Origin of the sequence: Flavobacterium sp. Leaf82 (assembly GCF_001422725.1) — a bacterium.
In the GTDB taxonomy this organism is placed as follows: Bacteria; Bacteroidota; Bacteroidia; order Flavobacteriales; family Flavobacteriaceae; genus Flavobacterium.
The window spans coordinates 768,781-781,999 of sequence record NZ_LMMA01000032.1 but is presented as its reverse complement, the minus strand read 5'-3'; the positions used below and the strand labels follow the sequence as shown (position 1 = coordinate 781,999).

13 protein-coding genes are annotated in these 13,219 nt (G+C 34.3%); 8 read left to right on the top strand and 5 right to left on the bottom strand.

Annotation, left to right across the window (positions count from 1 at the left end; genetic code table 11):
- Nucleotides 1-2: 2 nt before the first annotated feature.
- Entirely contained in the window at nt 3-587 is a 585-nt protein-coding gene (locus tag ASF10_RS17930; protein ID WP_056251992.1) for a Crp/Fnr family transcriptional regulator, read from the bottom strand.
- A 126-nt stretch (nt 588-713) separates the two neighbouring features.
- Here ASF10_RS17930 and ASF10_RS17925 point away from each other — a divergent pair, with 126 nt between their 5' ends.
- The 8 genes from ASF10_RS17925 (at nt 714) to ASF10_RS17890 (ending at nt 7,555) form a co-directional block, all read left to right on the top strand.
- Nucleotides 714-1,256, top strand: coding sequence for a GNAT family N-acetyltransferase (locus ASF10_RS17925; protein ID WP_056251990.1), 543 nt, complete (start codon nt 714-716; stop codon nt 1,254-1,256).
- 96 nt (nt 1,257-1,352) lie between these two features.
- Nucleotides 1,353-1,919: a contractile injection system tape measure protein gene (locus ASF10_RS17920; RefSeq protein WP_056251987.1), complete on the top strand. Its 567-nt coding sequence runs from the start codon at nt 1,353-1,355 to the stop codon at nt 1,917-1,919.
- A gap of 21 nt (nt 1,920-1,940) precedes the next feature.
- On the top strand, nt 1,941-2,855 hold the full coding sequence (locus ASF10_RS17915) for a phytanoyl-CoA dioxygenase family protein (RefSeq protein WP_056251983.1): 915 nt from the start codon (nt 1,941-1,943) through the stop codon (nt 2,853-2,855).
- 97 nt (nt 2,856-2,952) lie between these two features.
- Nucleotides 2,953-3,309 (top strand): hypothetical protein, encoded by a 357-nt coding sequence (locus ASF10_RS17910; protein WP_056251981.1) that lies wholly within the window; start codon nt 2,953-2,955, stop codon nt 3,307-3,309.
- Between the two features lie 82 nt (nt 3,310-3,391).
- The gene (locus ASF10_RS17905) at nt 3,392-4,402 is read left to right on the top strand and encodes a TQO small subunit DoxD (RefSeq protein ID WP_056251978.1); all 1,011 of its coding nucleotides are present in this window, start codon (nt 3,392-3,394) and stop codon (nt 4,400-4,402) included.
- 379 nt (nt 4,403-4,781) lie between these two features.
- On the top strand, nt 4,782-6,248 hold the full coding sequence (locus tag ASF10_RS17900; protein WP_056251976.1) for a glycoside hydrolase family 130 protein: 1,467 nt from the start codon (nt 4,782-4,784) through the stop codon (nt 6,246-6,248).
- Nucleotides 6,249-6,347: 99 nt separating this feature from the next.
- On the top strand, nt 6,348-6,782 hold the full coding sequence (locus ASF10_RS17895) for an META domain-containing protein (protein ID WP_056251973.1): 435 nt from the start codon (nt 6,348-6,350) through the stop codon (nt 6,780-6,782).
- 182 nt (nt 6,783-6,964) lie between these two features.
- Nucleotides 6,965-7,555, top strand: a complete 591-nt coding sequence (locus tag ASF10_RS17890; RefSeq protein ID WP_056252272.1) for a hypothetical protein — start codon at nt 6,965-6,967, stop codon at nt 7,553-7,555.
- A 161-nt stretch (nt 7,556-7,716) separates the two neighbouring features.
- On the opposite strand, the gene ASF10_RS17885 is transcribed toward ASF10_RS17890, so the two are convergent.
- The 4 genes from ASF10_RS17885 to ASF10_RS17870 form a co-directional block, all read right to left on the bottom strand.
- Nucleotides 7,717-8,163: a VOC family protein gene (locus ASF10_RS17885; RefSeq protein WP_241774980.1), complete on the bottom strand. Its 447-nt coding sequence runs from the start codon at nt 8,161-8,163 to the stop codon at nt 7,717-7,719.
- A gap of 109 nt (nt 8,164-8,272) precedes the next feature.
- Nucleotides 8,273-9,754 carry an aminotransferase class V-fold PLP-dependent enzyme gene (locus tag ASF10_RS17880; RefSeq protein WP_056251969.1) on the bottom strand — a complete coding sequence of 494 codons (1,482 nt, stop codon included), beginning with the start codon at nt 9,752-9,754 and terminating at the stop codon, nt 8,273-8,275.
- A 26-nt stretch (nt 9,755-9,780) separates the two neighbouring features.
- Nucleotides 9,781-11,949, bottom strand: a complete 2,169-nt coding sequence (locus ASF10_RS17875) for an alpha/beta hydrolase family protein (RefSeq protein ID WP_056251966.1) — start codon at nt 11,947-11,949, stop codon at nt 9,781-9,783.
- Between the two features lie 12 nt (nt 11,950-11,961).
- Nucleotides 11,962-13,206 (bottom strand): M14 family metallopeptidase, encoded by a 1,245-nt coding sequence (locus ASF10_RS17870; protein ID WP_056251965.1) that lies wholly within the window; start codon nt 13,204-13,206, stop codon nt 11,962-11,964.
- Nucleotides 13,207-13,219 lie beyond the last annotated feature (13 nt).

The following is a 13,219-nucleotide window of genomic DNA, read 5'->3' as shown; positions in this document are numbered from 1 at the left end:
AATTATTTCGCATCAAAAATTATATTCTTTTTGAGACGACTCAGCGTTTCAGGAGAAAGTCCAAGATACGAAGCCAATAAGTTTTGCGGTATTCGTTTCATTAAATCGGGATTATTTTCTAAAATATGCCTGTACTTTTCTTCTGCAGTATGTGTATGTGAACTTATTAATCTTCGCTCTTTTGTGATTAGGCTATTTTGAAAAAGTAAGCGAAAATATCTATCCATTACTGGAACTTGTATCGTTAAATTCTCAAAATCTTCTCTCGTAATCAGTAAAACTTCTGAATCCTCCATCGCATCAATACTGTAAAAAGAAATTCCGCCGCTAAAAAAACTGTTCATATCAGATGTCCACCAACCTTCTGGCGAAAACTGATTGATATGTTCATTGCCTTTATCATCAACATTATACGCTTTTAGAAGTCCTTTCGAAACAAATGTCAGATAGTTGCAAACGTGACCTTCAACAACCACAAATTGCTTTTTCTTTAATTTTTTAAACTTAAAAAAAGTCTTGATCAGTTCCTTTTCTGCTTCAGTTAATGAGACTTTCTCTTCAAGATGTTTGAAAATGATATCGTACATTTTAAAATATTTACTTTATGAATTATGAAGTAGAACAAATGTATGTTATTTATTTTTTAACTTTCATAATCAAAAAACAGAGAATTACACTCATTTCAATATTCTAACAATTTAAAGATTAGAAAAATGGTATTAAATTTTAAAAAATTCCCACAACTCACAACAGAAAGGTTAGTATTGCGAAATATTGAAAGTAATGATGCTGTCTTTATTCATAAGCTTCGTTCTGATGAAATTGTAAATGCATTTGTTGGCAGGGATAATTCATCTACATTGAAAACAGCAGAGGAATATATCCTTAAAATACAAAATTTAACAGACAAAAGCGAATGCATTTACTGGATTATAAGACTAAAAGAAAGCAATGATATGATTGGATCTGTTTGTTTGTGGAATTTTGATACTGAAAATGAAATTGTCGAAATTGGATATGAAATGCTGACTGAATTTCAAGGCAAAGGAATAATGAGTGAAGCCATCAAAAGAATAATAGAATATGCATTTGACAGCATGAAAGCAAAAATAATTTCTGCCTTTCCATCAGCTGATAATGTCAATTCTGTAGCCATTTTAAAAAAGTTCAATTTTGAATTCGAAGATAAAAAGTATAACAATACACATGAAAATATAAAAAACCTTGTCACGTATACTTTAAGAAATCCTCAATGATTAAAAAACCAGATCAGGTATAAATACTTAGTCTGTTATCAATAAAAGATTTTTAATTTTATGTTGGTTTTGTATTCATAACTAATAAAAATCAAAATGGGAATATCTTCTGAAAATGAACCTGCAAAAAGATCTAAAATCAATGAAACTCTAGTCAAAAACAACATAGCTGTAAAAAATGCAGGAATTGTTCTTTTAAACAATTATATCGTTTTGCTGTTTGAAAGACTGGGTCTCGTTAAGGATAATGATTTTACAAGTGTAGAAAATCAAAAAAAAGCGGTGCAATATTTACAATATATTGTTACCGGATCACAGGAAACAGAAAATATCTATTTACCCTTAAATAAAGTACTTTGCGGTTTGTCTATAACTGATAATATTCCAGATAGAATTGATATTACACATGAGAATAAAAGCCTTATGGAAGGATTACTAAATGCTGCCATTTCTCATTGGCCGGCAATTGGTGACTGCTCTATAAATGGTTTTAGAGGCAATTGGCTTGTTAGGGACGGATCACTTTTAGAATTAGAGGAAATATGGGAACTTGCCGTAGAAAAAAGAGCTTATGATATCTTATTAAATAAATCTCCTTATTCGTTTTCCATTATAAAATATCCCTGGATGAATAAACCATTGCACGTTATCTGGCCTTATTAAAAACTATAAAACCGCAAAAAAATGCCTTGGAATATTCTTGAAAAACTATGGATAAGTACTTTAAATCCTTCCGGCGTTTCTGCCGCCAATTCTCAAAACTGGAACGAAGAAATTAAAGCCTTGTATCTGTTAGGGATTAGTATGGAGGAAACACTTCAATTTCTATATTTTGAAAAACCTGATTTTGAGACTTTTAAAATCTGGATCAATGCAAGACAAAATAAAAATACGGCTGTTGATGATTTTACAAATGATGTACTTACAGAACAAGATCTTGAATTTTGGACTAAAAACGGATATGTTATTATAAAAAATGCCATCTCTGAGCAAGATTGCGAAGCGACACAACAAGCCATTTGGCATTATCTGGAAATGGATTCCAACAAAAAAGAAACGTGGTACAAAAGACATCAGGAACAAAAGGGATTAATGCTTAATTTTTCTGATCATGAAACCCTGAATAGAAACAGGCTTTCGCCAAGGATAAAAAAAGCGTACGAACAACTTTATAATTCCTCTAAAATATACAAAACAATAGACAAAGTTAGTTTTAACCCTCCTGAAACTGACGAATTCACTTTTTTAGGAAGTTCGCTTCATTGGGATACCAGTTTAAAACAGCCTATAAATTTTGGTCTTCAGGGACTACTTTATCTTACTGATTGTGGTGCTGATGATGGCGCTTTTCATTGTGTTCCGGGTTTTCATAACATTATAAATCATTGGCTCAATACTCTTGAACCGAATGAAAATCCCAGAGAAAAAGCGGTTAAAACCTTAAAACCCGAGCCAATATTAGGAAACACCGGAGATTTTATAATTTGGGACAATAGATTACCGCATTGTGCAACGCCAAACAAAGGCAAAAAACCAAGAATGGTTCAATATCTTACTTATTTGCCGGACGATTATAAGGAATCCGGAGAATGGATTTAATTGTAGTGATAAAGTAATTCCCGTTTTGTCAAAGCCTTTATTTTCTGACATTACAGGATTTTTTTGCTATATTTGAGATTCTAAAAAAAATAGCAGAATGCAATATGGCATAAAAAATATTTTATCAAGAACACTCATCGTATTGATGTTGTTTTTTGTATGCCTGCCCTGCACCGCCAAAAGAGAAATTAAACTCGTTTTGGATATTCCGATAAACCAATTAAAAAATAACCTCAATGCTGATTCGTCTGTTTGTTTTATAACGATAGATAAAACCGCTAAGAAAGTTTCAGGTTTACTTCAGAAGCACGATTTAAAAAATACTTATTCTTCGCGTTTTGCTGTTTTTCAGCAAACTGTTATTTCACTTACAACACCCAAAACTTCTGTTCGCGAGAAAAAGACATTCAAAATTATTCCCGTCTATTTATTACACGAACAATATTTGATTTGATTTTTTGATTACAAGCAACACGCGCTTCAATACTAATTGTATTGAGGCTTTACGTATTTTTCATCATTAAATTCATATCAAAATGAACAATCAAACCTATTTATATAGCGGAATGTTTACCACGGCTTTGCGCTGGGTGGCAGGCTGGACTTATTTTTCTGCTTTCTGGAGAAGACTAATTTTAGAAAATAAATTAAATCCTGATGAAGCGGGATATATTGGCGAAAAATTCAATCATTTTCTTCCTCATGCATTGGGCATAAAACCTATTATAGAACATCTTGTGTCTAATCCGGAAAGTCTTTGGTGGGCAATGGTTTCGTTTACAGTTATCGAAGGAATTGTTGGCTTTCTATTTCTGCTTGGTTTTTTTACCAGATTAATGAGTATAGGCGTTTTTGGTCTCGCGTTTGGTATTTTACTGGGTTCCGGATGGCTTGGAACTACTTGTCTTGACGAATGGCAAATTGGGATTCTTGGCGTAGCAGCAGGTTTTACGATTTTTATGTCCGGCGGAGGAAAATATTCTCTTGACGAATATTTCATCAGGAAAAATAAACCGTTTACGTCTAAAAAAGGATTCAAATTTTTAGGTTCCGGACCTTTACCCTTAAAAGATCATACAACAAGCAAAATTGTATTGGCAGGATCTGTATTTATAATGGCATTAACCTTATTTACCAATCAATATTTTCATGGAGGCGTTTATGGCAAACTACATAATCTTTCTGTAAAACCACATGTTACGATCAGTAATAGTTTTATAGAAAATAACACTTTAAGTTTTACGGTATTCAGGGATGAAGGAGCAGATGTTTATGGTTCTTTTCTTATTGGTATTAAAGTAAAAGACGAAGAGGGAAATGTTATTTTTGAACAAAATCAGACACAACTTTCTAATTTGGCAAAAGAACAAATCAAAAACGATTATGTTGCCAAAGTAAAATCCGGAAAACACAGCCTTATTTTGCCATTGGGCGCAAAAGCCACACTGAATTTTCGAATCGCACCAATCAAGAATAAAACCGAAAAATATACGCTGGAATTAATCGATATCAGTGGAGAAAAATGGACACAAAAAGTTGCTTTATAGCATTTATCTTACATATATGGTTTTAAAATAAAATCTGAAAATTAAATATAAAAAGTGCTAAATAAACACATTTAGCACTTTTTTGCGTTATATCATCTTTTACTATAATTTAACTATTTCAGTCTTTATGGCTTTTATTGTAATACGTTTAATACCCGTTTTGAATCTTTGATGCTCTATCATTTTAATTGTAAAGCAAACATTAATAAGTAAAAAGTCTGCTAAAATTTTAAAAATAAAGTTTTATTTAGTTAACAAAATCATTAACTTGTATAGGAATAGAAACAAAATGGAGAATTAATATTGTTTCAAACAGGTACAATTCAATTCTTTTTTAACCTGAAATAACTTTTCTAAAAAACACAAAAACATACAAATTATGCGAGTATCAGTCATCCGTAAAAACATAAAATTCACACCAGATTCAAAAAGAGTTGTTGCACGATATTTTATGAATGGCGAAGAACGGACCCAGCAAATGGTTGCCAGGATAATGATGCTGGATGAAAAGCAGGTATTAGAAACATTAGAACAAACGCTTCGTGAATTTGCAAGGCGTCATAGAAATATTTCGGCTATATTTTTCAGGCATTGCGAAAAAATAAGAGATATGATCGAAGCCATGCAAATAGATTATGAAGCTATTTCACTGGATCGAAAAATGCTTATAGGTTCGTATTGCACTATGGAATATGCGATAGAATCTGCTGCTATTTTCAACCCTTCGATTGTAGAAGATTTTGACCAGTCAGGTCTTGAAGCTGGCGAAAAACGCGTTATCATTTCTTTTCGTGCAACCGGAGAAGGTCATATTTCCTCGATAGTTTTTAGAAGAGGAATTCTGGATAAAGACAACAACCTGCAGATCATGAAAATTGGTCATAATATTGATAAGGCCGAGATTGAGCATAAAACCTTATTCAATAAAGAGCGATTTTTATTGAAATTGTCAGAAATGCATACGCAGGACAAATATATTGCGCAAATTATGCAGGATTTGCCACAGGAGTTTGAATTTGCCGTACTAAAAAGTGTAGTAAATACAGCCTTAAACGATCCATCAATCCGTCAGGAAAGAAGAACTGCACTGGAGGAAATAATTTGGCTGGCTGATTCTTTTTATGATTTGCAATTCAAGCACGACTCAGATATTACGGAGCGCGTTATATTTCCAATATCAGAGTCTGAAAGCCGCGGTATCGAAGATGCACGATTTGTGCGTTTTATTGATGACGATGGTTCAAATCGCGTTATGGCAACTTATACGGCTTATAACGGACACACGATTTTGCCTAAACTTATTTCTACCGAAGATTTTTACACCTTTAGAGTAATGCCTCTTCACGGTATTGGTGCCCAAAATAAAAATCTGGCATTGTTTCCAAGAAAAATAAAAGGTAAATATGCCATGTTAGCCAGAATCGACGGTGTAAACAATTATATTATGTACTCTGAAAGGGTTACACAATGGAACAATCCTATACTTTTACAAGAACCACGTTATACCTGGGAACTTACCCAAATAGGAAACTGCGGATCACCGCTCTGGACTACAGAAGGCTGGCTTGTTATCACTCACGGTGTAGGTACAATGCGACGTTATTGCATAGGAGCTTCATTATTTGATCTTGACGACCCGTCTAAAGAAATAGGAAGACTTAAAGAACCTTTGCTTTCGCCACTCGAAGACGAACGTGAAGGATATGTACCAAATGTGGTATATTCCTGCGGAGCAATTATTCATAACAATAGCCTAATATTACCTTATGCCGTATCTGATTATTCCTCTACTTATGCCGTTGTGGATATGGTAGAATTAATCGATGCGCTGAAAAAAAGTAAATAATTATATTACTCAATAATCTTATAATGTCTTAAAAAAACCGTTTTTTATCACTTGAATTCTGATAAAAATCTTTAAATTTATATTTTAAAATCTTATTTTATGAAAAATTACATACTACTATTCATTACTGTTTTAACGCTATCTTTTAATTCCTGTACAACGATGAAGGAAACTGCAAAAACTGATGATCTCTACAATACATCCTGGGAATTAGAATATATTTCTGGTCCTCGTATCGCTTTTCAAGGTTTGTATCCGGATAAAAAACCCTATTTAAAGTTTGACAAAGAAAAAGGCGAAGTTTACGGAAATGCGGGTTGCAACGGTTACAGTGCACCATTTACCCTAAAAGGAAATTCGCTTACTTTTGGAGAGCAAGGTCCGGCAACTTTGATGTTTTGTGAAGGCGGCGGCGAACAAACTTTTTTACAGACCATTAAAAAAATCGACAGCTATTCTATCGATAAAGACGGGAAACTTAATTTGAATATGAAAGACATCCCAATGATGCGATTTAAAAAAGTAACAAAATAATAAACTGGTATTTTTATCAGGATTTAAACCCGTCAGTTCCGAAGCTTCGAGACCGTCGGGTTTATTTTTTATGTATAAATAATTGCCAATAAAGGCAATAAATTGCTTAATTAAATGTTTTATAAAGAGACGTTATGCATTTTGTTTTAACGACTAATTAGTTTTATTAAATGAAAAAAAGTATGAAAAAAATATTGTTTCTGGTCACTATATTAAGCCTCTCTCTACAAGGATATTCGCAAAAAGAATTAAAAGACAAATACAAACCTATTCCGGCTAAAAATTCTGAATTGAAAGAACCACTTCCGCCAACTGAGACTCCTCCAAATGAGCAGCCTCCGGTAAAAGAACCCACTGTTATAAAAATTAATCCGGATGATCTTTATAAAAACAACAGCCTGTATAAAAAAGAAGCAAATGTCGAAGGTATTTTTTATAGAAGAAATGAATATCTGGGCGCTTTTGTAACCAGTACAGCCGTTTCTACAGTTCGTTATCGTGATGCCGCTTTTGTAGATGGCGATAAAATAAGAGTATTTCTTAATGATAAAGTTATCGAACCAGAAGTAAATTTAGTGGGAGAATTTCAGGGATTTAAAATAACATTAGTTCCCGGAATTAACAAAATCGATTTTGAAGCTTTAAACGAAGGTTCGGCTTCGCCAAATACAGCAGAATTTCAGGTTTATGATGATAAAGGTGCTGTTATAGAAGCCAGCCAATGGAATGTTGGTACAGGTTATAAAGCCACTATTATTTTATATAAGGAATAATTTAAACTTATAAAAGCTAAAAACTAAAGTCCAATTCAGATTTGAATTGGACTTTTTTTATATCCGTATTTTATAAAGAAAAACTCCGTCCTGATCAGGGACGGAGTTTAAAGCGAGGATAATTCCTCTTATTGATTTCTGTATTACGTTATTTTAACTCATTAAAAAACAACAGATTCCAGAAATTCAATAACTTCCCCATTCGGGCTATATACCAGACTATTACTTACTGTTACAGATTTTCTACGATCTTTAAGTTCTAAAGTTTCTTTTACTGATAATGGTTTTGCGCCATTTTCTATTGCTTCATCATATGCTTTTTTGGCATCGACGACCGTAAAGCAAATGTGCAAAAGTGAATTTTCGACATAAGGATCGCCCTGCTTTCTTTTACGTCCCTGAGTTGGAAAATCGGCATTGTTATCGCATATTTCTATATAACAATCAAATCCTTTGTTCTTTAGCATCACACATTTTTGTAAATTGAACTCCGGTAAACTCCAACTGTGTACAATTTCAAAATTAAGTGTTTCGTAAAATTGCACTGTTCTTTCAAAATCTTGTGCCTTAATCGCAAAATGATGAAAGCCTGTTATATTATTATTCATTCTGATTATTTGTTTGATTGAAATTTATCTTTTAATAAATTCTTGGGGTTGTTTAAAAAATTAAATATATAGCTATGTTTCTACCTATTTAAAAAATCGGATATAATAATTATTCCAGCCAAAACCATTCCTTTACATTTTCTTCTATGGTTTCCTCTATTAGAAGATTTTCATATTCGTTTGTAGCACTATTATGTTGATACTCTTTTTGCCATTCTTTATGGTTTTCAACTATTTGCTGTATGGCTTCGCAAATAAATAAAAGTTCCTCATTTGTCATAATAGGATGAAGTGACAAGCGCACCCAGCCCGGTTTATTCGTTTGGTTTTTCTGCAGCAGTTCGTTTGTTATTTCCTTTGATTTTGTTTCATCAATATCAAATAAATAATGTGCATACGTACTCGCACAAGACCATCCGCCACGAACCTGAATCCCAAAACGATCATTTAACAACCGCACGATTAAATTATAATGAATATCATCGATCAAAAAAGAAACACATCCTATTCGATCTGTTTCAATATCTCCTAAAATAGATAAACCCGGAATCTTTTGAAACTCTGTATAACAAATATCAAGCAATTCTTTTTCTCTTTTATGAATGTTCGCAACTCCCATTTGATCTTTTAGTTTCAGTGACAAAGCCGTTCTTATCACTTGCAAAAAACCCGGAGTTCCGCCATCTTCCCTAACTTCGATAGTATCACTGTAATGATATTCTCCCCACGGATTCGTACTTTTTACATTTCCTCCGCCAGGATTATCCGGAAAATCAGAATTATAGAGTTTTTCGTTAAAAACTAAAATACCACAAGTTCCGGGTCCGCCTAAAAATTTATGCGGCGAAAAGAAGATAGCATCCAATTGTTCTTCGGGATTTTCCGGATGCATATCGATTGCAACATACGGTGCCGAAGCTGCAAAATCAACAAAGCAAAATCCATTGTGCGCATGCATTATTTTAGCCAGTTCATGATACGGCGTTATGATTCCCGTAACATTTGAGCAACCTGTAAAAGAACCAATTTTCAGGGTTCTGTCTGCATATTTTTCAAGTGCTTGTGCGAGACTCTTCGGGTCAACCAAATTATTTTTATCAGGCTGTAAAACCACAACATCGGCATTAGATTCATACCACGAAACCTGATTAGAATGATGCTCCATATGCGTGATAAAAACTACCGGTCTGTCGTTTTCATTCGTGTTTTTGGCATGACGCAAACCTATAATGCGCTGCAGTTTTGATAAAGCAGCCGTCATTCCGGTTCCTGTTGCGACTAAAACATCAGATTCATTAGCGTTTACATGCTTTTTGATTACTGCTCTGGCATGATTATACGCATATGTAGATGCCTTGCCCGTCTCGCTCGAAAAAGAATGAGTATTGGCAATCATTGGACCTATTTTATTGAGCATGATATCTTCTATAGGAATATACAATCTACCGCTCGCAACCCAATCTGCATACAGCAAATTCTGTTCGCCGTAAGCGGATTCGAATGTGTGATTTACTCCAATTGTATTTTTTCTGAACTTAGAAAAATAATGTTCTAACTTACTTGGTTTCGTTTTCTTATCTATAGCATTCATTTCCGTATCATTTAAGTTAACTTGTTTTATTTTTGATTGAATCTTTCAAAGAATTCATAAGTGCGAAGCAATTGATCTATTCTTTGACGATTATCTCCGCTTCTGGTAATTTCGTGGCTTGCTCCGGGCTGTCTAACATATTCTACCGGTTTACCCAAAACTTTTAGGCTTTTATAAAGCATCTGACTTTGCGAAACTCCCGTACGATTGTCGTTATCGCCATGAATAATCAAAAACGGAATATTGATATTTTCTACGTAATTAATTGGTGATTCGCGTTCTAAGATTGCTTTCGTTTTTTCTTCCCACGGATAACCGCCAAAGTATCTGGGAATCATTCTCCATACATTTGCTTCGCCAAAAAAAGTTCCGAAATCATAAACCCCACGCTGACTTGAAGCGGCTCTAAATCGCTGATCGTGGCTAATAATCCATGTTGTTAAATAACCCGCATAAGATCCTCCGGTTATAAATAATCTATTGGTATCTGTCCAGCCTTGTGCAACAGTTTTATCTACTGCAGTAAGTACGTCGCTTGCAGGTCCGGTTCCCCAATCGTTAATGTTTGATCGCAGGAATGTTTCGCCATATCCTGATGAACCTCTTGGATTACTGTAAATTACGCCATATCCCTGCGCACAAAAAAACTGATATTCCAGCCACATACTAACATCTCCGGGACCAAACATTGAGGCAGGTCCACCATGAATTTCGGTCAGTAAAGGATATTTTTTTCCTTGTTCGAAACGAGTTGGTTTCATGATCCAATATTGTACTTCAAGCCCTTTTTCGTTGGTAAAAGTGCCTTTTTCAGGAAAGCTGATTTCTTTGTTTTGAAGCCAGGTTGTATTAAAATCAGATACTAATCTTGGGGATTTTAGTTTTAAATCAGAAACATACAATTCAGATGGATTTGCTACAGCAGTTTTGGCAAAAACCACAACACTATTATTAACATCATAATCCGTTATTCCCTGATCTACAGTACTAAGAGTTTCGATTTTAAGAGTATTAAGCGCAACGCTTACAAGAACATATCCGCCATTGCTCGATGAAGTAAAATAAAGCTGTTTTTCGTCTTTAGAAAACCTTACATTATTGTTATTTCGATCATAATCAATCACTTTACTTTTTGCCGAAGGATTTTCTAAATTGAAGATTTTAAGAACCGGAACAGATAAGTTATTAATGATACTTTCCTGATAAGCCAATTGTTTTCCTGATGGAGAAACTGCCAAAAGCTGAAACACCAGATTTTCTGCGCCAAGCAATTCAGTAACATTTGTTCCGTCTGTATTGATAGTGTAGATTCTGCTTTCGAGAACCCTGTCCGGATGTCTGTTTTCATTGACATTTCCGTTGAAAGCTATTTTAGTATTGTTTACAAAATAAGGGTTTGAATACGAGTAAAATCCTTTTGTAATTGCGGTTTCTTTTGCGCCGGGTTTGGCATCGATTATAAAAATATGCGTAAATCTAAGTTCGCTGCTAAGTCCTGTTTCAGTTTGAAACTGCAGTTTGTCCATTACTTTTGCTTTCTTGTCCTTTTCGTTAATTTCAAGATATGCTCTAATGGCTTCCAGATTTCCGTTTGGGTCTGCTTTTGTTTTGTTTATTTTCAGGTTTTCATTTGCTGCAAAACCGGGCTTTTCAAAACTCCACAATGGTAATTCTTTTTTTGGGTTTAAAACCGAATCTTTTACCAGTTCATTGATTAAAATTGATGCTGTAAACAAAAGCTGTTTTCCGTCCGGACTCCATTTTGGACTTCCTGCACCATATTTCGAATCGGTTAATTGAACTGCTTCTCCGCCTTCATTTACATTTAAAAGAAACAATTGCGATTTTCCTTTTATATTTCTTGTAAAAGCAATTTGTTTTCCGTCAGGACTAAAAACCGGAGAACCAGATCCTTCTTTACCAAAAGTTAATTGTCTTGGAGCACTTTTATCAGAAGTTTTTGTGATCCAAAGTTGTGTATCATAGTCATAATCTAAAGCATTTTCAGGATTTTTAATGATACTTTTCACCGTAAAAACAGCGTTTTGTCCGTCTTTGCTTAATTCTACATCGCCAACTGTTCTTATTTTTAAAAGATCAGTAACCTGAATGGGTTCCTTTTTTTGCTGACTGAAACAACAGACTGATGCGATCAACGCTAAAACAATGCAAATTTTATTTTTGATTTTGTTCATCTCAATATTCTTTTAGTTTTTACTACTTTCCAGTATCAATTTCATGAATTCTTCTCCGGAAACTTCTCCTTTCTTTTTGATAAAATCCTTTGGTGTATTATCACCAATTTCAAATACCAAAGCTTCTGTTTTATAGGTTTCAAACAAATAACTGAATAGCGTAAAAGTGGGCGGTTTAAAATACAATGGCTTTATATGTGGCGTATAACCCGGAATTCCGTCTTTGACTTTGCTCAACCAATTGGGCACAAAACCAGGAATATTGCCTTTTAATTCCGGATCTACGGTATAATAAATATCATCGTGAGTCGAATGAAAATCAATAGAAAACAGGAGTTTATTGGCGTCTTTGATTTCTGCTTTTAGAAAATCACGAACGGCTCTGGTTTCAGGCTGATTGAACTCGTTATAATCCCTGTTTAAATCGATTCCTCCTGAATTATGTCTCCAGAATCCGCCGTCTACTCCATCCGGATTTAGTAACGGAATCACATAAACTTCAAATTTCTTTCTGAACTTTTTTGCCAGTGGCGTATCAGCTGTCAACGTTTCAACAAAAGCTTCAAGAGCATAATGTCCCGTAACTTCCGGCGGATGATTGCGTCCAGAAATCAGGATTTTATTTTTGGCAGAAGGATTCCCAATACTAAAAACAGGTATTTTTCGTCCTTCGGCAGTTAATCCGATAGAAGCTTCTGCGGTATTATTTTTATTTTTTAAAGCCGAAATCCACTCTTTGATATCTTTAGAAGTTTTAAGTTCCTGCGCAGCAATCCAGGTTGTGTCTTTGCTCACTTTTACGGTCAAAACATAATTGGAATCTTTTTCTCTTTTTACAAAAGTCCCACTTTCAGAAGCTTGCCATTTTTTACCGTCTCCGCTGATTTTTGCATTATAACGGTGCTTTACATTTGGCGGATAATCAAACCTGATCTTGATTTCTTTATTGGTTTTAGACCAGACTTTAAAAGCATACCACGGACTTCCGTTAATTGGTGTATTCTCGGGAGTAATCAGAACGCTAAAAGTATTTTCATCAATTTTGACAACGCCGTTTAATCTTGCTCCGGCGAAATCATTCCCAAAGAAAACTTCATCGCCCGTTTTATCAAAAACTCCTTTCCATTGTTTTTCAACAGGACGCGTTACGGTCGAAACTGCCGTGATGGGATCTTGTCCTTTAAAGCCGCCTTTTACCTGTGCATTAGTTGTAATGGCAAGTAAAACAGCTGTTGAAAGAAATAATTTCGTCTTCATTTTATTATTATTT

Excerpts from the sequence above, each read along its gene's own strand:
- ASF10_RS17930 (WP_056251992.1), bottom strand. The coding sequence starts at position 587 with ATGTACGATATCATTTTCAAACATCTTGAAGAGAAAGTCTCATTAACT.
- ASF10_RS17925 (WP_056251990.1), top strand. The coding sequence starts at position 714 with ATGGTATTAAATTTTAAAAAATTCCCACAACTCACAACAGAAAGGTTA.
- ASF10_RS17920 (WP_056251987.1), top strand. The coding sequence starts at position 1,353 with ATGGGAATATCTTCTGAAAATGAACCTGCAAAAAGATCTAAAATCAAT.
- ASF10_RS17915 (WP_056251983.1), top strand. The coding sequence starts at position 1,941 with ATGCCTTGGAATATTCTTGAAAAACTATGGATAAGTACTTTAAATCCT.
- ASF10_RS17910 (WP_056251981.1), top strand. The coding sequence starts at position 2,953 with ATGCAATATGGCATAAAAAATATTTTATCAAGAACACTCATCGTATTG.
- ASF10_RS17905 (WP_056251978.1), top strand. The coding sequence starts at position 3,392 with ATGAACAATCAAACCTATTTATATAGCGGAATGTTTACCACGGCTTTG.
- ASF10_RS17900 (WP_056251976.1), top strand. The coding sequence starts at position 4,782 with ATGCGAGTATCAGTCATCCGTAAAAACATAAAATTCACACCAGATTCA.
- ASF10_RS17895 (WP_056251973.1), top strand. The coding sequence starts at position 6,348 with ATGAAAAATTACATACTACTATTCATTACTGTTTTAACGCTATCTTTT.
- ASF10_RS17890 (WP_056252272.1), top strand. The coding sequence starts at position 6,965 with ATGAAAAAAATATTGTTTCTGGTCACTATATTAAGCCTCTCTCTACAA.
- ASF10_RS17885 (WP_241774980.1), bottom strand. The coding sequence starts at position 8,163 with ATGAATAATAATATAACAGGCTTTCATCATTTTGCGATTAAGGCACAA.
- ASF10_RS17880 (WP_056251969.1), bottom strand. The coding sequence starts at position 9,754 with ATGAATGCTATAGATAAGAAAACGAAACCAAGTAAGTTAGAACATTAT.
- ASF10_RS17875 (WP_056251966.1), bottom strand. The coding sequence starts at position 11,949 with ATGAACAAAATCAAAAATAAAATTTGCATTGTTTTAGCGTTGATCGCA.
- ASF10_RS17870 (WP_056251965.1), bottom strand. The coding sequence starts at position 13,206 with ATGAAGACGAAATTATTTCTTTCAACAGCTGTTTTACTTGCCATTACA.